Here is a 19,626-nt window from a genome sequence, read left to right as displayed (position 1 = left end):
GGATCACGCGATACTCGGCAGTACGATCTCGTCGCTGCGCTGCACCCCAGCGGTGAAAGCGCGGCATAGTTCGAGAAACTCGCGCATCGCCGAGGTCTGGTACTTCTGCTTGTGCCAGATGAAGTAGAACTGCCGGGCCAAATCCAGGTCCGGGGTTTCTACCGGCACCAGGCTGCCACGGCGGAAGGCATCGCGCAGCGCCAGCCGCGAAATGCAGCCAATCCCCAAGCCTGACTCCACAGCTCGCTTGATTGCCTCGGTGTGTTCCAGCTCCAGGCGGATGTTCAGTGCGCTACGGTGGTGACGCATAGCCTGGTCGAAGGTCAGGCGCGTGCCCGAGCCTTGTTCTCGCAGGATCCACGCTTCGTGGGTCAACTCGTCCATGGTGGCCACGCCACGCTTGGCCAAATGATGCTGGGGCGCACAGAACACCACCAGCTCATCTTCTACCCACGTCTGCACCTCGATATCCGGGTGGCTGCAGTCGCCTTCGATTAGACCCAGGTCAATTTCGTAGTGCGCCACCTGATGCACGATATGCGCAGTGTTCTGCACATGCAGTTTCACCTGGCTCTCGGGATGCTGCTGCATAAAGCTGCCAATCAGCAGCGTCGCCAGGTAATTGCCGATGGTCAGCGTGGCGCCGACCGCCAGGGAACCGAAGCCGGACTTGCCGTTGAGCAGGTCTTCGATCTCCTTGGCTTGGTCCAGCAATGCCACGGCCTGGGGTAACAGCTGGTGACCGAGGGCGTTGAGGCTCAGGCGTTTGCCGGCGCGGTCGAATAATTGGCAGCTGGATTGACGCTCCAGCTCGGTAATCGAGGTGCTGGCGGCGGATTGAGATAAGGCCAGAAGGCCAGCAGCGCGCGAGACGCTTTCCTGCTGGGCGACGGCGACGAAAACTTGCAGTTGACGGAGAGTAAATCGCATATCGATATAACCGATAACCCTTATCTTAATAATCCAGTTAACAGATATTGTCGCCGCCATTAGAATGCTGTGCAATTGCGCATCCATACCTTTGGCGCAGACCCATTTCCAGGAGTCCCCCGTACATGAGCAACATGAACCACGAGCGTGTCCTCAGTGTTCATCACTGGAACGACACTCTGTTCAGCTTCAAGTGCACCCGCGATCCGGGCCTGCGCTTCGAGAACGGTCAGTTCGTGATGATCGGCCTGCAACAACCCAACGGCCGCCCGCTCATGCGCGCTTACTCCATTGCCAGCCCGAACTGGGAAGAGCATCTGGAGTTCTTCAGCATCAAGGTGCCCGATGGCCCGCTGACTTCCCAATTGCAGCATTTGAAGGAAGGCGACGAGATCATCATCAGCAAAAAACCGACGGGCACTCTGGTGCTTGACGATTTGAAGCCGGGCAAACACCTGTACCTGCTCAGCACCGGTACTGGCCTCGCTCCATTCATGAGCGTGATCCAGGACCCGGAGACCTATGAGCGTTTCGAAAAAGTGATCCTGTGCCACGGCGTGCGCTACGTCAACGAAGTCGCCTACCGCGAATTCATCACCGAGCACCTGCCGCAGAACGAGTTCTTCGGTGAGGCCCTGCGTGACAAGTTGATCTACTACCCGACCGTGACCCGCGAGCCGTTCGAAAACGAAGGCCGCCTGACCGACCTGATGCGCAGCGGCAAGCTGTTCAGCGACATCGGCCTGCCGCCAATCAATCCCGAGGACGACCGCGCCATGCTGTGCGGCAGCCCAAGCATGTTGGACGAGACCAGCGAAGTGTTGAACAGCTTTGGCCTCAAGGTTTCGCCACGGATGCGTGAGCCGGGTGACTACCTGATCGAGCGTGCGTTCGTCGAGAAGTGACTTCGGGTCACTTGTAGGAGCGAGCTTGCTCGCGAAGAACGCCAACGATAACGCTGGCATCTTGACTGAACGCGGTGCCTGCTCGTTTTTCGCGAGCAAGCTCGCTCCTACAGTCGAATGCGTTGCAAAGAAAAGCCCGCGTTGCCTGTGAAGGCAGCGCGGGCTTTTGCGTTTCTGCGATTTACTGCGCCGAAACCACTTCCAGCACACAAATCATCCCCGGCTCCGGGTAGTGCCAGCGCACATCCACATCCCAGAACCGCACACCGTATTCGCGTTCCGACGTCGGAACCTGATACGCCGGCCGCGGGTCCTGTGCCAGGCACTGTTCAATCAGCTCCACCAACGGTTCACCAAGGCGCTGTGCATGGCCTTGCGCCTGTTGCAGTGCAGCCTTGAGCCATTGCACGCCGATCAGCGCGGGCGCATCGCTGGCGATGTCGTTGGTGGCGGCATCCACGATATCGGCATAAGGCACATACGGCTTGATATCCAACACCGGCGTGCCATCGAGCAAATCTATGCCGGAAATCCACAGGCGCCCCGGTTCCACCTTGTCCAGCTTCACCACCGACTGGCCGATGCCATTGGGGCGATGGGTTGCGCGGGTGGCAAACACGCCCATGGACGTATTGCCGCCCAGGCGTGGCGGGCGCACTTTCAGGCGTGGCTTGTCTTCCAGGGCCTGATGAAACAGAAACAGCAGCCACACATGGCTGACCTGCTCCAGCCCCTGCACCGCCTCACCCTGGTCGAACGGCGCCACCAGCTCCAGCACGCCACGGGCAGCCGGTGCCAGTTGCGGTTGGCGCGGGATGGCGAACTTCTCCTTGAAACAGGAGCGTACGAAGCCGACGGGCGAGACCTGGTAACTCATGGCTTAGGCACGGACCCGCAAGGTCAGGCCCTTGAGGAAGTTGCGCAGCAACTGATCGCCACAGGTGCGGTAGTTGGTATGACCAAACTTGCGGAACAGCGCGCTCAGCTCTGGCTTGGACACCGGGAACTCCGCCGCCTTGAGGATTGCATGCATGTCGTCTTCCTTCAGTTCGAAGGCCACGCGCAGCTTTTTCAGGATGATGTTGTTGGTCACCGGGGTTTCGATCGGCTGCGGCGGGCGGCTTTCGTCCTTGCCGCGCTTGAAAATCACCAAGCCATCGAGGCAGTGAGCCATGACTTCATCCGGGCAGAACACGAAGCCTTCTTCCTCATCTTTCTTGAGGTAGGTCAGCAGGTCTTCCTTGGTCACGTCCATGCCGCCGAGCTTGATGATCTCGACCATCTTGTTGTCGCTGATGTCGAGCATGTAGCGCACGCTGCGCAGTACGTCGTTGTGAATCATGATGGGCAATCCTGGTATTCAACTGATGACACCGCCGGAATCAGGCGGTGTCGGGAAAAGGGAACGGCTTAAAACTTTTCTTTGCCGGACAGGTAACGCCATTGGCCCACTGGCACCTTGCCAATGGACACGCCGCCGATGCGGATGCGGCGGATGGCGATGACTTTCAGGCCAACGGCTTCGCAGAACAGCGCGATCACGCCGGGTTGCGGGTTTTTCATCGCAAAGCGCAGGCGGTTCTCGTTCTGCCAGCTGGCTTTGACGGCAGGCAGCTCTTTGCCTTTGTAGGTCAGGCCGTGGTTCAAGCGGTTAAGGCCGTGGGCAACCATGTCGCCTTCGACTTCCACCACGTATTCCTGCTCGATCTTGGCGGCATCGGCGGTCAACTTGCGCAGAATCTTCCAGTCTTGGGTGAACACTAGCAGGCCACTGGCCTTGGCTTGCAGGTCGGCGCTGGCGCTCAGGCGCAGAAAGTGCCCCTTGAGCGGGCGCTTGCCGAAACGGTGCTCTTCAGAAAGGGTTTCGGCGCTGATCGAGGCCATGGCGGTTTCAGCATCCATGCCTGCGGGGGCGTGCATCAGGATGGTCACCGGCTCTGGCGCGGTGGCTTTAGCTTCCGGGTCCAGCTCGACCTTCTCGTCAGTGACCTTGAACTGCGGCTCGTCGATCACTTCGCCGTCCACCGAGACCCAGCCGCCTTCGATAAACAGCTCAGCCTCCCGACGGGAGCAACCGACCAGTTCGATAAGGCGTTTGGAGAGGCGTATGGGGTCAGTCATGACAAGGGCCGTAACAAAAGGGGGCCACTATTGTACCTGCCTGGCGCCGGTTAATCCCGGCTCCATTTCAGCGCATGTGCCTTAACATTATTTAACTGAGGCACCACGGATCAAATGTGGGAGCTGGCTTGCCTGCGATGGCGGTATACCAGCACCGNGGGTAGAATGACCCGACGCCTTCGCAGGCAAGCCAGCTCCCACAGTTCAGGCATTACGGGCCTGTTGCTGCTGGTGTAGACGCAGGTGCAGCAATGGATAAGGCTGCCCAAGCCCATCATGGTCCGTTCGCCCGATCACCTCGAAGCCTTGCTTGAGGTAAAAACCCAGGGCCTGGGGGTTCTGTTCGTTGACGTCCAGTTCATCGGCGTTCATGTGTTCGATCGCGTAGCCCAGCAATTGCCGGCCCAGTCCCTGGCCACGGTGGTGCGGGTCGATAAACAGCATCTCCACCTTGCCCGCCGACACTCCGGCGAACCCGGTGATGCGTTGGCATGAGTCCTTGGTGCAGATCAGCATGACCGCATCGAGGTACCGGGTCAGCACCAGGTTTTTCAACATGTCGATATAGCTGTCCGGGAGGAAGTCGTGGGTGGCGCGTACCGAGTCCTCCCAGATCTGCACCAGGCGCGTGTAGTCGCTGGTTTTAGGTGTGTGAATCACCGAATGCTGACGCATACCCGCTGTCCCTTGCTGTATTCGGGGTTGATGGACAATACGATAGACCTAAAAAAGCCCCGCATCTTCTCAGAGGCGAGGCTTTTTTATCACCGTGCGATCAGTCGCGCTTTTCAGCCCACAAGTCGTACTCGTCGGCGTCGGTCACGGTGCACCAGACTTTGTCACCCGGCTTCAGGCCGCTGGCATCGTCGATAAATACGTTACCGTCGATTTCTGGGGCGTCGAAGAAGCAACGACCTACCGCGCCTTGCTCGTCGACTTCATCGATCAGCACTTCGATTTCCTTGCCGATGCGCAGTTGCAGGCGTGCCGAGCTGATGGCCTGCTGGTGCGCCATGAAGCGCTCCCAACGGTCTTGCTTGACGTCGTCCGGTACCACGGCCAAGTCCAGCAGGTTGGCCGGTGCACCTTCCACCGGCGAGTACTGGAAGCAACCGACGCGGTCCAGCTGCGCTTCGGTCAGCCAGTCCAGCAGGTACTGGAAGTCTTCCTCGGTCTCGCCGGGGAAACCGACGATGAAGGTGGAGCGGATGATCAGCTCCGGGCAGATTTCGCGCCAGTTCTTGATGCGTGCCAGGGTCTTGTCTTCGAACGCCGGGCGTTTCATCGCCTTGAGCACTTTCGGGCTGGCGTGCTGGAACGGGATGTCCAGGTACGGCAGGATCTTGCCGGCGGCCATCAACGGGATCAATTCGTCCACGTGCGGGTACGGGTAAACATAGTGCAGGCGCACCCACACGCCCAGGCTGCTGAGGGCTTCGCACAGCTCGGTCATGCGGGTTTTCACCGGCGCGCCGTTCCAGAAACCGGTGCGGTATTTCACATCGACGCCGTAGGCGCTGGTGTCCTGGGAGATCACCAGCAGCTCCTTGACGCCGGACTTGACCAGGCGCTGGGCCTCGTCGAGCACATCACCCACCGGGCGGCTTACCAGTTTGCCGCGCATCGACGGGATGATGCAGAAGCTGCAGCTGTGGTTGCAGCCTTCAGAAATCTTCAGGTACGCGTAGTGACGCGGGGTCAGCTTGATGCCCTGGGGCGGCACCAGGTCGATCAGCGGGTTGTGGTCCTGACGTGGCGGCACCACTTCGTGCACGGCGTTGACCACCTGCTCGTACTGCTGCGGGCCGGTCACGGCCAGCACGCTCGGGTGCACGTTGCGGATATTGCCTTCTTCCACCCCCATGCAGCCGGTCACGATGACCTTGCCGTTTTCCTTGATGGCTTCGCCGATCACTTCCAGGGATTCGGCCTTGGCCGAGTCGATGAAGCCACAGGTGTTGACCACCACCACATCGGCGTCCTGGTAAGTGGACACGACGTCGTAGCCTTCCATACGCAATTGCGTGAGGATGCGCTCGGAGTCGACAAGCGCCTTCGGGCAACCCAGGGAAACAAAGCCAACCTTGGGGTTGGCTTTTGCGATGGTGGTGGACATGTCTAACCTCGGTATTGAATGACGCTGCCGGTCGTGCACGACAAGGCAACGGATGGGCGCTTGGTGCGCCTCTGATCAAAAAGTGCGCAATTCTATCGGCGGGCAGCGCACTTGACCAGCTTTATGCAGGGAAATGCGACGAGTGCTGCGCTTGGCCTGAGTATCGCCCCAATCTAGTCTCATCAGCACTTCTGCTTGTGCTTGCGTCTCCCGGGTTGGCTTACGCCGCGTCAAGGCGCCGTTCTTCTACAGCCTGGCCGCTGGTTCCCAAGCCATGGACAGCTTGGCCCGACAGCTTCTTTGGCATTCGTTCGCCGCTACAGCTGCCGGTGGAACTGTTCGACGACTACTAGGGCAATCAAAGCGCGATGATTGCGGCCCTTCCCGGGTTGCGACTAGTTGCAACAATCAACCACGGCGAGCGCATCACCAGTGTGGCGCTCATCGATAACCAGATGGCCATCCGATGGACGAGGCAATCCGCCGCAGCTTAGAACGACAATTCCCCGAACTTACTGGCGGTTACCACTTGCCACGCTTTGCCCGCGTTGTCGCTGTGGCCGACGCGCCCGCCGGTGCCGGGATCTACGACGATTTCCGGCCGCGCTATGCGGTCGACATTGAGGTCATGGGGCCGGACGGCTAGCCAGACACCAAGCTGCCGATCCTGGCGGGCGTGCCTTTAACGCTGCCCACCGGTGGTGAAGAGATGGGCATCTATGCTTTTCCCGAGGAAGGTACCCAGGTGGTGGTGTGCTTTGCCTATGGCGTGCCGCACAAGCCCTATATCCAAATCATCCTGCCTCACGGGCTGAGTATGCCCAGCGTGCCGAAGAGGGATCAGGTGTGGCAGTACAGCGAGGCGTGCCAGCAGCGGGTGGACGCTGACGGCAACTGGCTGCGCCAGACTGACGGCAAGATCCGGGACAAGGCGATCGAGAGTGAAGTAGAGGCGGTGGGGAATAAGGAGACGTTCCAGAACCACACCAGGATAGCGGACGACCATTCAACTGAATCAGTGGGTGGAATTAAGACGATAGAGGCGCTGGGCGCGCTCAACCTGCTGTCGGGCGGATCTGCGAGCCTGGCGGCGGTAGATGATCTGCACCAGGCGACCGCGCGGGACTTGAACCTGGTGGTGGGGCAGAACCACAACGCCACGGTGGGCAGCGATATGCAGGAAAGGATCGAGGGCTTGCGCGAAAGCATCGCATCGATCAATCAACAGTATTGCACCTAAAACATAGGTCGGGTCTAAAGAAATTAAAATTTGCAGATTGTTTTGTGAATTGCTCGATATTGTAGAGCATATGAATTCGCAAGTCGCGGGACATGTACATGCAAGTAGCCCACCTACGAATAACGCAGGTTTTTTTAGTGCGTCAGCGATTACCGTACAAAAAATTAGCGTTATCGCTAACGAGATTACACTATAAAAAACGTCTGGCGCTTACTTTAAATTGTGTTGATCGTATAAAATGTTCAGATGAGCTTTTTTAAGGTGCCAGGTTGTGACTACTTTATAAATTTCGGCATCAGACTGCAGTATTTTCAAAGCGCTCGGAAAAGTTTTTGTATAAGAGAATAAAAAGTGTGCTAGAGCCATGCATAATATTTGCCTAGCTGAGCCCGCTAACATTTGTTGATCTTCAAGGCTCTGTGCATCTCGGGTTTGTAGCGCGCTTATATAACTTGTATGTGCGTGTCCACTCAGGTGATTATAAATGTCGCTAAAGTACCTTTGATGTATGTCGATCTGGCCGCTTATTACATATGCGCCACCTTTTGGTTTCCACGAGCAGTTGTCTATCTCCCTGCGGGCTTCTCTATTTGCATTAATATAAAATGGACTTTGAGTGATTTCTTGTTTAAGAGTTTTGATATCTTCCGCTTCTCTTTTGAGTACAGCTTTGCTTTCGTCTGACTTTGCGGTAATTTTGCTTCTATCATTTAGTCCAGACAGTTTCCAAAGCTTATATCTGAATAAGCAGAGGTTTGTGTCGTCGTTTGTGAAGATATATTTGAAAGCTAATAAGGTTTCAATAGAGGCCCTGACAAGTATCGCCACAGACGAATGATCTACGTGAGAGAAAGTAGAGTCGCCGAAATCGAAGGAGATGCCGGCGCTTAACTGCTGCACAGAGGCAACGTGCCTAAATAACTTAGCTCCGAGCACCTGAGCGTCATTTTTCCAGTCTTCTCCATGTTGTATCTCTTTGCCGGCTTCGGACTGTACGCAGTCATAGAGTAAGCGGATAAGCTTCAGTAAGTCTTCATCATAATTCATATGGTTGTCCGGGGCTGGCCTGTATAAAGCTATTTCGGTTGATTGAATTTGTATTCCTTGTCTCCCAATATGATTGTTGTCTCAATGCCGCTATTTAGTAATTCCATCCCTAAGTCAAAAGGCGGCGAAAAACCTTCTGGTAAGTATGATATGTACACGTTCACGTTTTGATAAAAGCACAACCTGCCTAAATATAGTCCGTATTTGTCAGAGTCGGTAAATTGATAATAAAATACCTCTTGATTATGTCCGTGCTTGGTTTTTCCGTCTAAATCCATGCTTGCTTTATGCTCGATGAATTTTTTAAATTCTTGAGGGTTATCCTCCGCTGGATGTATGAAACTTAAATAAGGCTTAATTTTTCCTGTAAAGTTTATTCCAAAATGATAGCGATGAATACCATATGCAATGTGACGAAAGCAATCCATGAGCCTGGGATGGTCGGGAGTACCCCATAGAAGATCCATGAATTTATTGTTATCTGCAACTCTTAATATTTCTCCCTTAAGGAATACTTGTTTTAGGAGCTTGTATGAGGAGCGTTTTAACGATCTCTGTATCTTTCCATGATAGTGCTCATAACCTATAGAGTTATTACCCAGGATCCCCGCAATACTTACCATGAGGAATTCATCATCACTGGATTTTTTTCCATTGTGCAGGTCGCATGACGGAACTGTGATCAGATTTATTCTGTAGTGAGAACCAGAATCTTTAAATTCTGGAAATAAACATTTGGGAGGGACATGTTCAACTGATGTCGCGTCCTTGTCGCACATATAGCATTTATCTATTTGCATCTGAAAATCTTCCATGTCCATGAATAAATTAAGTCTAACCCAGCCGGCACCACCACGACTGAGCGTAAGCACAACCGTCTATATATTCAATGCCACTCAGGACAAACCCAGAAGGAGCCATCCCCGACAGCGTAGCATCCGATAGCTGGGGCAGAGGGCTGGGCTCAAGCGACATTCCTTTGTGCAGTATGGCTATATTAGAGCTGCGCCCTAACTCGCCGGAGATCCCCACGTCTACGCGTACGTCTCCCGCTATGGCCGGGTAACGGCGCCTTTCTTGAGGGGGCAGCGGCACGCCCTTGCACCGCATCGGTGTGACCAGCATATGCATAGACACCTCTCGCTCAAACGTTGCCTGACTCTTCAAGAAGCGTTTCCTACTGCATAAGCCAAAGCACTGTCGGCTAGCTCAAGCAGATCGCGTAGATCGTCTCGCTCAATCAGCTGCGCTCTGTACAGCTCCTGCGCCTGCAGCAAGAGGGTTTTATGGTGGGCCCCTGGGTGCTGGAGCAGTGCTGACTGATCACGCAGGAATAATATCCATACCTCAACGGTCCATGCTTGGGATAAATTGGCAGTGCTCATAGATACGTCATAAAATTACTGTATATACAGCCAGTATATGATGCCGTTTGATTGCTCGCCTATGGGGCCGACGAAATGCAGGGGGAGGGCGCAGGAATTTACACGGTGAAGAAAAAAGCACTTATCCCGCTCCCGCCGACGGGGTTTGCTTTCCTATTTTGTGCAATGGCGAGTGAGATGCAAACGTTACGTGCGCCAATGCCCGCTGCGGGGGCTGTGGAGTATTTCGCAATTGCACAGGGTGCAAAGTATTGCGAAGAAGTGCAGCGGTGTTGCACTGCGTCACGGTATGGCGGTGAATTGGTTGATCAAGCGAGGTGCCCTGCTTACGGGGACTACGGTTAGAAAACCTCGTGCAGTCGGAGTTTTCAAAGTCCTGAGGGGGTCTAACCTGGAGCAAAATATCAATCCCAGAACCGGGAGTTTTTATCGCTGGAGATATGGAGGCTCGGGGCTCGAACAGTAGTGTTAGTCACGTTGTGGGTTGCAAACTATTGCACGGTAGTTCTTCGTTTTTTAGCGTAGAGTGCTGCAGTTAAATAGATGCTGGATCGACATCAGGATTGAAGTTTATTTTTTTTCTGAAATGTAAAAGTTATGCTCCAGATCGATAAATACTAGATAAAAAGTGTTCATGTCATAAGGTTGGTTGTTTGTCTTGTCGTTGTTTTCGAAGGCTCCGGGAATAGTAAAACCGACTAGGCGCATCAGGTTTTCAAGCCTAAAACGTCCCCAGCGCACGTCATGGGGTATGTATTTTGGAAACGAAAAGTTACTTTTTTTTGGGAAGGAAGTATAGTCCGTAAAGATTTTGAGACCACTACCGCCGCATCTCTCATTTCTCCAGTAATTAAGATCGTTGCGTGTAAATGCTTTAATCTTTGAGAGTATGTCCGATAGAGTTGCCGAATCTAAAGCATCAAAAGCGGAACCATGCTGCTGAGAATCATCAAAAAAGGAAAGATTGAATTTGCATCTGGATCTTATGTCGCTGCTAGCCAAGCTTGAAATAGGAAACTGTTCAAGAAATTTCAATTTTAGGGGGTTTTTTTTGAATTTACTCATATCTTAGGAACTCCCCCAAGCTTGCCGTCACGATATAATGCAGATATAGATCTTTCATTTCTGATGATGTCGCCAGGAATTTCATCCAGACGATAGCAAAAGCTTTGCCCGTTTTCTTTTGAAGTTAGATAGGTTCTGTACTTTCCAAGGTAGTCCATAATTTGAAGGTTGTGAGATGTAAAAATAAACTGTGCATTGCTAGGGTTTGAGTCGTTGGATAGAAATAAATCTAATATCTGAGGTAACAAGTCTGGGTGATAATTAGTATCAAATTCGTCCATGATAAGTACGCCGCCGACGTTGAGTACCCGCCAATATTGGGATAATCGTCTAAATAGCGCTGTTGTTCCATCAGATTCATCCCAGTAAGTCAACCACTTGTAATCTTTTTCAGTGTCGGCGTTATCAATGATGTGGTGGTGAAAAATAGGGAAGTAAACTGTTTCGTCACTTTCGGTCTGACGTGAGTGTATAATTATGTCTTTGATGCCGAGGTCGGAGTTGCAAATAATTCTTTTTGCAAAGTTTAAGGCGTCCTCGTTGTTTTTATAGAATTCGCTTATTTTATTGTAGTCATATAAGGTTGTGTCTGAAATCACTGTTGAGCTACTTACGTTGCCCTTGAAAGAAGAGAAAAAGCTATGGACGTTAGAAATGTCTATGCCAATGTTTTTCATTTTATAGTGCGCAGTAGTGTCAATGATCGACGCATTGCTGCGCAAAGTCACCAGTTCCAAAGGAGCTAGTTCTGTTGTTCTCATTTTTATTGTATTGCGGGATCTTTCTAGAATGAGGGTTTTTCGAGCGACTTTTTTATATATAGCCTCTCGGATAACCTCGGTTTGATTTACGGTTAGTTCATATGTGTAACGAATTCCGTTGTATTCAAAGTCAATGTAGAAGTCCGAGGGCTCATCAATTAAGAAAAAACCACTTAGAGTGATTTTTTGGTTGGGATCAGATTTGAATGACCTAGTGGCAAAATGAGATAAGAACTGAAGGCTTTTTAATATATTCGTTTTGCCTGAGGCGTTAGCGCCTTTGATACCTAGGATGTTAGATGCCTTTTTCCCTTGGGAGATCGCCTTAGGCACCTTAGAATTGAGCTCAAAAGACACTTCAAAACTATCTTTAAAGGAAAAGTAATTTCTAGCGCCAAAAGAATAAATCACCGAATTTCACCCTTATCCTTGAATTGCGTCAAAAATTTACGCGATGCAAGGATAAGCCATCGATTGGATAATAGCCAGAGGTCGTAGGTGGACAGCAACGATGGGTGACAAAATTTACGGAAGGGCTGAGGACACGGTTGCGTTCAAAGAATTATGTATAGATTGAAGTACTTAAGGGCAACCCAGGGAAACAAAGCCAACCTTGGGGTTGGCTTTTGCGATGGTGGTGGACATGTCTAACCTCGGTATTGAATGACGCTGCCGGTCGTGCACGACAAGGCAACGGATGGGCGCTTGGTGCGCCTCTGATCAAAAAGTGCGCAATTCTATCGACGGCCAACGCACTTGACCAGCTTTATGCAGGGAAATGCGACGAGTGCTGCGCTATGCTTCGCGCCGTTGCGCACGGGTAAAGCCCTTGGGTCAATAAAACGTCTGTTACGAGAAGTAAAACAGCGCATGCTAGGGTCAGCTTAGAAGCGCTGTTTATAAAAGACCTCAGGTCAAAGGGCAGGAGTGGTTGATGGGTCAGGCAAGTAGTCAGGCAGCAGGTGCCGAGCATTCAAAAGCCAAGCCGATTGGCATGCTGGTGGCGGCGGTCGGGGTGGTTTATGGTGATATCGGGACCAGCCCGCTCTACACCCTTAAAGAGGTGTTCAACGGCGGTTATGGGGTGCAGGTCAACCATGACGGTGTCTTGGGGATCCTGGCGCTGATCTTCTGGTCGCTGATCTGGGTGGTGTCGATCAAGTACGTATTGTTCGTGCTGCGTGCCGACAACCAGGGCGAGGGCGGCATCATGGCCCTCACCGCGTTGGCCCGGCGAGCTGCCGGGAAGCACACGAAATTGCGCAGTTTCCTGGTGGTGTGTGGCCTGTGTGGCGCGGCGTTGTTCTACGGCGACAGTATGATCACCCCGGCAATTTCGGTGTTGTCGGCCATCGAAGGCTTGGAACTGGCGTTCGACGGCCTGGAAAAATGGGTAGTGCCCATTGCCCTGGTGGTGCTGGTGGCGCTGTTCCTGATCCAGAAACACGGCACCGACCGCATCGGCAAGCTGTTTGGCCCGGTGATGGTTACCTGGTTCCTGGTATTGGGCGGCCTGGGGGTGTACGGCATTCTGCAGCAACCCGAAGTGCTCAATGCGCTGAACCCGGCATGGGGCGTGCGCTTCTTCATGGTTCACCCCGGTATTGGCGTGGCGATCCTCGGCGCGGTGGTGCTGGCATTGACCGGCGCTGAAGCGTTGTACGCCGACATGGGCCACTTTGGCCGCAAACCCATCGCCCGCGCCTGGTTCCTGCTGGTGCTGCCGGCGCTGGTGCTGAACTATTTTGGCCAGGGCGCGATGCTGCTGGGCGATCCGGAGGCGGCGCGCAACCCGTTCTACCTGCTGGCGCCGAGCTGGGCACTGGTCCCGTTGGTGGGCTTGTCCACCATGGCCACGGTGATTGCTTCCCAGGCGGTGATTTCCGGCGCGTTCTCGTTGACCCGCCAGGCAATCCAGCTGGGTTACATCCCGCGCATGCATATCCAGCACACCTCCAGTGCCGAACAGGGCCAGATCTACATTGGTGCAGTGAACTGGTCGTTGATGGTCGGCGTGATACTGCTGGTGCTGGGTTTCGAATCCTCCGGCGCTCTGGCCTCGGCCTACGGTGTGGCGGTGACCGGCACCATGCTGATGACCACCATCCTGGTATCAGCGGTGATGCTGCTGCTGTGGAAATGGCCACCGGTGCTGGCCGTGCCGCTGTTGCTCTGCTGCCTGTTGGTGGATGGCCTGTTCTTCGCCGCCAACGCGCCGAAGATCCTCCAGGGCGGCGCCTTCCCGGTACTGGCGGGGATCGTGCTGTTCGTGCTGATGACCACCTGGAAGCGCGGCAAGCAATTGCTGGTCGGCCGTCTCGACGAGGGTGGCCTGCCGTTGCCGATCTTTATCAGCAGTATCCGAGTACAGCCGCCCCATCGCGTTCAGGGCACGGCGGTGTTCCTCACCGCGCGGCCCGACGCCGTGCCCCATGCGCTGTTGCACAACCTGCTGCATAACCAGGTGCTGCATGAGCAGGTGGTGCTGTTGACCGTGGTCTACGAAGACATTCCACGGGTGCCTGCGGCGCGACGCTTCGAGGTGGATGCCTATGGCGAAGGCTTCTTCCGGGTGATCCTGCACTTCGGGTTCACCGATGAACCGGACGTGCCTGAAGCGCTGAAACTGTGCCATCTGGATGACCTGGACTTCAGCCCGATGCGCACCACCTACTTCCTCAGCCGTGAAACGGTAATTGCCTCGCGCATCAAAGGCATGGCCCGTTGGCGTGAAGTGTTGTTTGCCTTCATGTTGAAAAACGCCAACGGCAACCTGCGGTTCTTCAAACTGCCGGTCAACCGTGTGATCGAGTTGGGCACCCAGGTCGAGATGTAAGGCGCTGCCTACCGGGAGCCGGCAATCGGCTCCCGCTTTCCTTTCTGAACCCTGTGCAAACGATGGTTGTCGACTAGGCTCTATGCACTGTTGAACAGTGCCCACAGAACCCAGAAGAGGTGCGCCATGAGTCAGCTGCTCGAACCTTATACCCTGCGCCAATTGACCCTGCTCAACCGCATCGCGGTTTCACCCATGTGCCAATACTCCAGCGACGATGGCCTGGCCAATGACTGGCACCTGGTGCACCTCGGCAGCCGGGCCGTGGGTGGCGCCGGGCTGATTTTTACCGAGGCCACGGCGGTGACCGCCGATGGCCGTATCACCGCCCAGGACCTGGGCCTGTGGAACGACACCCAGATCGAACCATTGCGGCGCATCACCCGTTTTATCGCGGCCCAGGGCGCGGTGGCTGGGATCCAGCTGGCCCATGCCGGGCGCAAGGCCAGCACCCACCGGCCATGGATCGGCAAACACGGCAGCGTCAAGCCGGAGGAGGGCGGCTGGGTGCCGGTGGGGCCCTCGCCGATTGCCTTCGACCCCAATCACACCCAGCCCAAGCCACTGGACGAAGCACAGATCCAGCAAGTAATCGCCGACTTTGTCGCCGCCGCCAGGCGCGCCTTGACCGCAGGCTTTGAGGTGGTGGAAATCCATGCCGCCCACGGGTACCTGCTGCACCAGTTTCTCTCGCCGATCAGCAACCAGCGTCAGGACCACTACGGCGGCTCCTTCGAAAACCGCATTCGCCTGGTGCTGGAAGTCACCAAGGCCGTGCGCGCCGTGTGGCCTGAGGAGTTGCCGCTGTTTGTGCGCGTGTCGGCCACCGATTGGGTGGAAGACGGTTGGAACCCGGATGAAACCGTGGAGTTGGCGCGCCGCCTGAAAGACCTCGGGGTGGATCTGATCGACGTGTCGTCCGGTGGTACCGCCGCCAATGCCGAGATTCCCACTGGCCCCGGCTACCAGACGCGCTTCGCCGAGCGCGTGCGCAAGGAATCGGGCATCGCCACCGGCACGGTCGGCATGATTACCGAACCGGCCCAGGCCGAGCACATCCTGCGTACCTGCCAGGCTGACATTATTTTTCTGGCCCGTGAACTGCTGCGCGACCCGTACTGGCCGTTGCATGCCGACGATGACCTGGGCGGACGCAAAGCCATCTGGCCGGCGCAGTACCAGCGGGCAACCCATCGGGACCAGCCGATCCATGAGTCGGATCTGCGGGATTGACCCTACTTACCTCTGTGCCAAACCCACCCTGATACGGTGGGTTTTTTCTTGCTCGCGTTTATAGGAGGGCTGATCCTTGGCGGTTGTTAAGCAGGAGAAGCTTATGCTGGTGGAACGCGCGTTAACCGAAGACGATATCCCTTTGCTGGCAACCATCGATCGTACGGAGCTGATCCCGGCGTGCTATCGCATGGACTGCGGCGAACTGGTGTTGTATGCCACGCATCATGATATGCGCGGCTGGCCCGAAGGCGAGGCTGAACAGGATGCGGTGGCGCTGCGTGCCTGCCTCCAGCGCGGCGGGTGGTTGTGGGGTGTATTCGACGGCCAGGTGCTGGTTGCCGCAGTGGTGGTGGACAATCGGTCCTTCCATCACCAGGGCTTGCTGATGCGGCAGCTGAAATTCCTGCATGTCAGCCACAGTGCCCGCGGTTCTGGCCTGGGCGGTCGGTTGTTGGCGCTGGCTTGCGAGCACGGCCGGCAAGTGGGGGCCCAGGCGCTCTATATCTCGGCGACGGAGTCGCGTAACACTGTGGACTTTTACCTGCGCCATGGTTGCCGTCTTTTGCAGCAACCCCACGCTGAGCTTTATGCGCAAGAACCGCTAGACATTCACCTGTATCGACCCCTGCGTGAGTAATGGCTGTAGGTTTTTATTACCGCCGTTATTTTTTAAGTTAATACTCTAAAAAAATCCCACGAATGATGAGATAGTTTCTACGCTAAGGGTAAGCCCGACTCCTGGCCCAGGGAGACAGGCGGTTGGTCCGCGAAGCCGTTGCGCTTCCCGGGAGTTTGGAAATGGGCACCAGGAGTGTTTGACTGATATCAGGAGTAGCGGTCCATGGCCAAGTCCTATGGCGTAGCGGGTGCGGTGGCGTCTTTTCTGAGCCGTCGGATGTCCTTGCGGGGTCGAAGGTTGAGTTCAGATGAGATGGAGTTGCTGGTGCAATACCGGGCGCTGACCGAGAGCGATCAGGTGGCGATGCGGTATCTGATTGGTGCGATGAAAAGCGTGTCGCGGTTCTAAGCCACCTGTGATCATTCCCACGCTGCGGCGTGGGAATGATCAGGCGGTTAGTTTCAGGTGTACTTGCGCTGCTCCGGTGCTGGCGGGAAGTACTGATACAGCCAGGTTTCACTCAGGGTGCGGTCCTGGGTTCGTATAAACAGGCGCAATTCGACGGGTTCCACGCTGTCGCTGGTGGGGTACCAGTCGAACAGGATGCGATAGCCCTTGATGTTATCCAGCACCAGCACGCTGAAATCCTTCACCTCACCATGGGAACAAGTCACCACCGGCTCGATGCCGGTGCCCGCTGGCAGGCGATCCAGGCCGCCGCCCTTGAAGTCTACGGCGAAACGCCGCGCCCATACCTTCGGATAATGCTCGCCGGGTGCCCAGCCTTCGGTAAAGCCGCCCATGCCCGAACGGGTCGCGTCGACCTGTGCCAGCGGCGTGCTCACCGGCGGCAGTGCGCTCCAGTACAGCTTGTAGCCGTAGTTGAGCGAATCACCGGCGGCCACGGGCTTTTTCGGGGTCCAGAAGGCCACGATATTGTCCAGGGTTTCGCCAGTGGTGGGGATTTCCAGCAAGTCGATGGAGCCTTCGCCCCAGGCCGTGGTCGGTTCAACCCACAGGCTTGGGCGTTTGCTGTACCAGTCGACGGTGTCCTGGTAGCTGGCGAACTCATGGTCGGTCTGCACCAGGCCGAAGCCTTTGGGGTTGATGTCGGCGAACGCGTTGAATTGCAGCTTGGCCGGGTTGTTCAGTGGCCGGCAGATCCACTCGCCGTTGCCGCGCCACATGGCCAGGCGGTCCGAGTCGTGGATTTGCGGGTGAATGGTGTCGCACATGCGGCGCTCATGGGTGCCGCAGCTGAACATACTGGTCATGGGCGCGATGCCCAGTTGCTCGATGGCGGTGCGCGCATTGATGTGCGCGTCGATCGCCATCACCACTTGGTTGGCCTGGCAGTCGATATCGAAGCGGTAGGCGCCGGTGGCGCTTGGCGAGTCGAGCAGGGCGTAGACCACAAAGCGCGTGGCGTTCTTGTCCGGGGTTTCGAACCAGAACTGCGTGAAATCGGGGAATTCCTCGCGTTTTTTCGCGTAGGTATCAATCGCCAGGCCACGCGCCGAGAGGCCGTACTGGCCGGTGGAATCCACCGCACGGAAGTAGCTGGCGCCGAGAAACGACAGCACGTCATGGCGGTCCAACTCCGGCGCCTTGAACAGCTTGAAGCCGGAGAAACCCAGGTCCCCGGTCAGTTGCTGGGTGTCCACCGTGGTTTTTTCATAGTTGAACAGTGAAGGGCGAAAATGCACTTCGCGGGCTTCACGGGTCTTTGGGTCGACGCTGTGCATACGCACCGGCGTCTTGAAGCCCATGCCGACGTGGAAGAACTGCACGTCCAGTTGGCCGTTCAACTCCTTCCACAGCGAATGGTTACGGTCATAGCCGATGGCGTTGAAATTCTGCGGGGTCATGGTGGCCAGGGTCGGCGGCAGCACCTGCTTAGTGTCCTGGTAGCCACGGGTGGCCAATTGCTTGGCCTGGGCCTTGAGCGATTCGAAATCGAACGCCACGGCCTTGCCATCGGCAGCCCGATTCCCGGCCCAGGCCTGCGCGGCCAGCAGGCCACTGGCCGACAAACCGGTGTAAGCCGCAATGGCCATGGATGCTTTGAGCAAATTCCTGCGGTGCATAGAGACAACCTGTCGTGAGCAAATCCCGCGCCGTTCCTGGCACGTATCGGATCAGAAATAACGGTTCGGACATGCCTTCGGCCAAACGCAACGGACAATAAACAGACGCCGGATAGCTTAAGCGGTTCGATGAACAAGGCAAATTGATTGATGGCGGGATGATGGCGTTGCATGTGCAACAAGACATTTCCAGCATCGCAGGAGGACGTTACATCTGGAAGCACTCTAGATCGCGGCTTTTTGGCACTTAGTTTTACGCTGGAGGCCTATTGGTCCTACGAACCCAAGTGTCTGGAGGCTACGAATGAATACCCGTGGATTGCTCGATCAGTTGCTCAAGTCTGGCCAGGACATGTTGCAAAACAAGGCCGGCGGCCAACGCAAATCCAATGACAAGGGCGCCCTCGGCGGCTTGCTCAGCGGTGGCGGGCTCGGCAGCATGCTCGGCGGTGCCGGCGGCGGCGCCCTGGCGGCGGGGGCCATGGGCTTGCTGCTGGGCAATAAGAAAGCCCGCAAATTCGGCGGCAAGGCGCTCACCTACGGCGGCTTGGCCGCACTGGGTGTGATTGCCTACAAGGCTTACGGCAACTGGCAAGCCCAGCAGGCCAGCGCGCCCCAAGGCGAGCCGCAAACCATCGACCGCCTGCCGGCTGACCAGGTGGAGCAACACAGCCAGGGCATTCTCAAGGCACTGGTGGCCGCGGCCAAGGCTGATGGGCATGTGGATGAGCGCGAGCGCGCCTTGATCGAAGGCGAATTTACCAAGCTGGACAACGACCACGAGCTGCAACACTGGCTGCACGCCGAACTCAACAAGCCCCTGGACCCAACCGACGTTGCCCGCGCCGCCAGCACCCCGGAAATGGCCGCCGAAATGTACATCGCCAGCGTGATGCTGGTGGACGAAGAAAACTTCATGGAAAAAGCCTACCTGGACGAACTGGCACGCCAACTGAAACTTGAACCAGGCTTGAAGCTTGAGCTGGAAAAACAAGTACGGCTAAACGCATAAATAGGGCCACACGCCAGTCAAACCTGTGGGAGCGGGCTTGCCCGCGAATGCGGTGGGCCAGTCACTCTATTGCTGACTGACTGACTGACTGACTGACTGACTGACTCACGCCATCGCGGCATAGGCACCAACACCGTAACCACGATGCGAAGCGAGCCGCTCTTGATCTTGCTTTTGATCTGCTTGTGATCTTGATCTCAGGCGCCCCGTTAAACCACGCTGGCCGGAATTCGACAGGGATTTGGGGGGTAAACCGGCAGGGATGC

At 55.8% G+C, this 19,626-nt stretch carries 18 protein-coding genes and 2 pseudogenes; 8 read left to right on the top strand and 12 right to left on the bottom strand.

Annotated elements, in window-relative coordinates; all coding sequences use genetic code 11:
• Positions 1-3 precede the first annotated feature (3 nt).
• Positions 4-930 (bottom strand): LysR family transcriptional regulator, encoded by a 927-nt coding sequence (locus ACTJLA_RS06990; protein WP_003189054.1) that lies wholly within the window; start codon positions 928-930, stop codon positions 4-6.
• A 125-nt stretch (positions 931-1,055) separates the two neighbouring features.
• Between ACTJLA_RS06990 and fpr the strand changes: the two genes are divergently transcribed.
• Positions 1,056-1,835 (top strand): ferredoxin-NADP reductase, encoded by a 780-nt coding sequence (gene fpr, locus ACTJLA_RS06985; RefSeq protein WP_003189055.1) that lies wholly within the window; start codon positions 1,056-1,058, stop codon positions 1,833-1,835.
• Between the two features lie 181 nt (positions 1,836-2,016).
• Here the strand turns inward: fpr and tsaA are convergent, their stop codons facing one another.
• The 5 genes from tsaA to rimO form a co-directional block, all read right to left on the bottom strand.
• Entirely contained in the window at positions 2,017-2,712 is a 696-nt protein-coding gene (tsaA, locus tag ACTJLA_RS06980; protein WP_054917804.1) for a tRNA (N6-threonylcarbamoyladenosine(37)-N6)-methyltransferase TrmO, read from the bottom strand.
• A gap of 3 nt (positions 2,713-2,715) precedes the next feature.
• Positions 2,716-3,177, bottom strand: coding sequence for a DUF1456 family protein (locus ACTJLA_RS06975; RefSeq protein ID WP_314547992.1), 462 nt, complete (start codon positions 3,175-3,177; stop codon positions 2,716-2,718).
• A gap of 68 nt (positions 3,178-3,245) precedes the next feature.
• Positions 3,246-3,956 (bottom strand): rRNA pseudouridine synthase, encoded by a 711-nt coding sequence (locus tag ACTJLA_RS06970; RefSeq protein WP_014717183.1) that lies wholly within the window; start codon positions 3,954-3,956, stop codon positions 3,246-3,248.
• A gap of 204 nt (positions 3,957-4,160) precedes the next feature.
• Positions 4,161-4,631 (bottom strand): GNAT family N-acetyltransferase, encoded by a 471-nt coding sequence (locus ACTJLA_RS06965; protein WP_057976025.1) that lies wholly within the window; start codon positions 4,629-4,631, stop codon positions 4,161-4,163.
• A 100-nt stretch (positions 4,632-4,731) separates the two neighbouring features.
• Positions 4,732-6,072 (bottom strand): 30S ribosomal protein S12 methylthiotransferase RimO, encoded by a 1,341-nt coding sequence (gene rimO, locus ACTJLA_RS06960; RefSeq protein ID WP_003231334.1) that lies wholly within the window; start codon positions 6,070-6,072, stop codon positions 4,732-4,734.
• Positions 6,073-6,298: 226 nt separating this feature from the next.
• Between rimO and ACTJLA_RS06955 the strand changes: the two are divergent.
• Positions 6,299-6,566: pseudogene (locus ACTJLA_RS06955) on the top strand (hypothetical protein); the annotation flags it as partial.
• A pseudogene (locus tag ACTJLA_RS06950) lies at positions 6,539-7,508 on the top strand (phage baseplate assembly protein V). The pseudogenes ACTJLA_RS06955 and ACTJLA_RS06950, both read left to right, overlap by 28 nt.
• Before the next feature lie 14 nt (positions 7,509-7,522).
• Here ACTJLA_RS06950 and ACTJLA_RS06945 read toward each other — a convergent pair.
• From ACTJLA_RS06945 to ACTJLA_RS06925, 5 genes are all read right to left on the bottom strand, one after another.
• On the bottom strand, positions 7,523-8,359 hold the full coding sequence (locus ACTJLA_RS06945) for a DUF5677 domain-containing protein (protein ID WP_314547988.1): 837 nt from the start codon (positions 8,357-8,359) through the stop codon (positions 7,523-7,525).
• Between the two features lie 29 nt (positions 8,360-8,388).
• Positions 8,389-9,159, bottom strand: a complete 771-nt coding sequence (locus ACTJLA_RS06940) for a hypothetical protein (protein WP_198861627.1) — start codon at positions 9,157-9,159, stop codon at positions 8,389-8,391.
• Between the two features lie 34 nt (positions 9,160-9,193).
• Positions 9,194-9,490 carry a hypothetical protein gene (locus ACTJLA_RS06935; RefSeq protein ID WP_314547986.1) on the bottom strand — a complete coding sequence of 99 codons (297 nt, stop codon included), beginning with the start codon at positions 9,488-9,490 and terminating at the stop codon, positions 9,194-9,196.
• A gap of 824 nt (positions 9,491-10,314) precedes the next feature.
• Complete coding sequence (locus tag ACTJLA_RS06930) at positions 10,315-10,809, bottom strand: hypothetical protein (protein WP_198861626.1); 495 nt, start codon at positions 10,807-10,809, stop codon at positions 10,315-10,317.
• Positions 10,806-11,981 carry an AAA family ATPase gene (locus tag ACTJLA_RS06925; RefSeq protein WP_314547982.1) on the bottom strand — a complete coding sequence of 392 codons (1,176 nt, stop codon included), beginning with the start codon at positions 11,979-11,981 and terminating at the stop codon, positions 10,806-10,808. Before ACTJLA_RS06925 ends, ACTJLA_RS06930 begins: the two co-directional genes overlap by 4 nt.
• Positions 11,982-12,504: 523 nt before the next feature.
• Here ACTJLA_RS06925 and ACTJLA_RS06920 point away from each other — a divergent pair.
• From ACTJLA_RS06920 to ACTJLA_RS06905, 4 genes are all read left to right on the top strand, one after another.
• Entirely contained in the window at positions 12,505-14,406 is a 1,902-nt protein-coding gene (locus tag ACTJLA_RS06920) for a potassium transporter Kup (protein ID WP_014717187.1), read from the top strand.
• 126 nt (positions 14,407-14,532) lie between these two features.
• On the top strand, positions 14,533-15,639 hold the full coding sequence (locus ACTJLA_RS06915) for an NADH:flavin oxidoreductase/NADH oxidase (protein ID WP_034126499.1): 1,107 nt from the start codon (positions 14,533-14,535) through the stop codon (positions 15,637-15,639).
• A 103-nt stretch (positions 15,640-15,742) separates the two neighbouring features.
• A complete protein-coding gene (locus tag ACTJLA_RS06910; protein WP_072447650.1) occupies positions 15,743-16,279 on the top strand; it encodes a GNAT family N-acetyltransferase in 537 nt (178 codons plus the stop codon).
• A gap of 204 nt (positions 16,280-16,483) precedes the next feature.
• Positions 16,484-16,669 (top strand): hypothetical protein, encoded by a 186-nt coding sequence (locus ACTJLA_RS06905; RefSeq protein WP_014717190.1) that lies wholly within the window; start codon positions 16,484-16,486, stop codon positions 16,667-16,669.
• Between the two features lie 53 nt (positions 16,670-16,722).
• Here the strand turns inward: ACTJLA_RS06905 and ACTJLA_RS06900 are convergent, their stop codons facing one another.
• A complete protein-coding gene (locus tag ACTJLA_RS06900; RefSeq protein ID WP_259038568.1) occupies positions 16,723-18,348 on the bottom strand; it encodes a glucan biosynthesis protein D in 1,626 nt (541 codons plus the stop codon).
• A gap of 304 nt (positions 18,349-18,652) precedes the next feature.
• On the opposite strand from ACTJLA_RS06900, the gene ACTJLA_RS06895 reads away from it, so the two are divergent.
• Positions 18,653-19,360 (top strand): tellurite resistance TerB family protein, encoded by a 708-nt coding sequence (locus ACTJLA_RS06895; protein WP_054897107.1) that lies wholly within the window; start codon positions 18,653-18,655, stop codon positions 19,358-19,360.
• Positions 19,361-19,626 lie beyond the last annotated feature (266 nt).

Source organism: Pseudomonas sp. 22072 (genome assembly GCF_052046095.1).
In the GTDB taxonomy this organism is placed as follows: Bacteria; Pseudomonadota; Gammaproteobacteria; order Pseudomonadales; family Pseudomonadaceae; genus Aquipseudomonas; species Aquipseudomonas paracarnis.
This window is presented reverse-complemented; position numbering and strand designations above follow the sequence as displayed.

Bases quoted from the DNA above. Each gene is read 5' to 3' on its own strand.
- ACTJLA_RS06900 (WP_259038568.1), bottom strand. From the start codon at position 18,348: ATGCACCGCAGGAATTTGCTCAAAGCATCCATGGCCATTGCGGCTTAC.
- ACTJLA_RS06905 (WP_014717190.1), top strand. From the start codon at position 16,484: ATGGCCAAGTCCTATGGCGTAGCGGGTGCGGTGGCGTCTTTTCTGAGC.
- ACTJLA_RS06975 (WP_314547992.1), bottom strand. From the start codon at position 3,177: ATGATTCACAACGACGTACTGCGCAGCGTGCGCTACATGCTCGACATC.
- ACTJLA_RS06910 (WP_072447650.1), top strand. From the start codon at position 15,743: ATGCTGGTGGAACGCGCGTTAACCGAAGACGATATCCCTTTGCTGGCA.
- ACTJLA_RS06915 (WP_034126499.1), top strand. From the start codon at position 14,533: ATGAGTCAGCTGCTCGAACCTTATACCCTGCGCCAATTGACCCTGCTC.
- rimO (WP_003231334.1), bottom strand. From the start codon at position 6,072: ATGTCCACCACCATCGCAAAAGCCAACCCCAAGGTTGGCTTTGTTTCC.
- ACTJLA_RS06970 (WP_014717183.1), bottom strand. From the start codon at position 3,956: ATGACTGACCCCATACGCCTCTCCAAACGCCTTATCGAACTGGTCGGT.
- ACTJLA_RS06965 (WP_057976025.1), bottom strand. From the start codon at position 4,631: ATGCGTCAGCATTCGGTGATTCACACACCTAAAACCAGCGACTACACG.
- ACTJLA_RS06945 (WP_314547988.1), bottom strand. From the start codon at position 8,359: ATGAATTATGATGAAGACTTACTGAAGCTTATCCGCTTACTCTATGAC.
- ACTJLA_RS06990 (WP_003189054.1), bottom strand. From the start codon at position 930: ATGCGATTTACTCTCCGTCAACTGCAAGTTTTCGTCGCCGTCGCCCAG.
- tsaA (WP_054917804.1), bottom strand. From the start codon at position 2,712: ATGAGTTACCAGGTCTCGCCCGTCGGCTTCGTACGCTCCTGTTTCAAG.
- ACTJLA_RS06895 (WP_054897107.1), top strand. From the start codon at position 18,653: ATGAATACCCGTGGATTGCTCGATCAGTTGCTCAAGTCTGGCCAGGAC.
- ACTJLA_RS06930 (WP_198861626.1), bottom strand. From the start codon at position 10,809: ATGAGTAAATTCAAAAAAAACCCCCTAAAATTGAAATTTCTTGAACAG.
- ACTJLA_RS06920 (WP_014717187.1), top strand. From the start codon at position 12,505: ATGGGTCAGGCAAGTAGTCAGGCAGCAGGTGCCGAGCATTCAAAAGCC.
- ACTJLA_RS06935 (WP_314547986.1), bottom strand. From the start codon at position 9,490: ATGCATATGCTGGTCACACCGATGCGGTGCAAGGGCGTGCCGCTGCCC.
- ACTJLA_RS06940 (WP_198861627.1), bottom strand. From the start codon at position 9,159: ATGCAAATAGATAAATGCTATATGTGCGACAAGGACGCGACATCAGTT.
- fpr (WP_003189055.1), top strand. From the start codon at position 1,056: ATGAGCAACATGAACCACGAGCGTGTCCTCAGTGTTCATCACTGGAAC.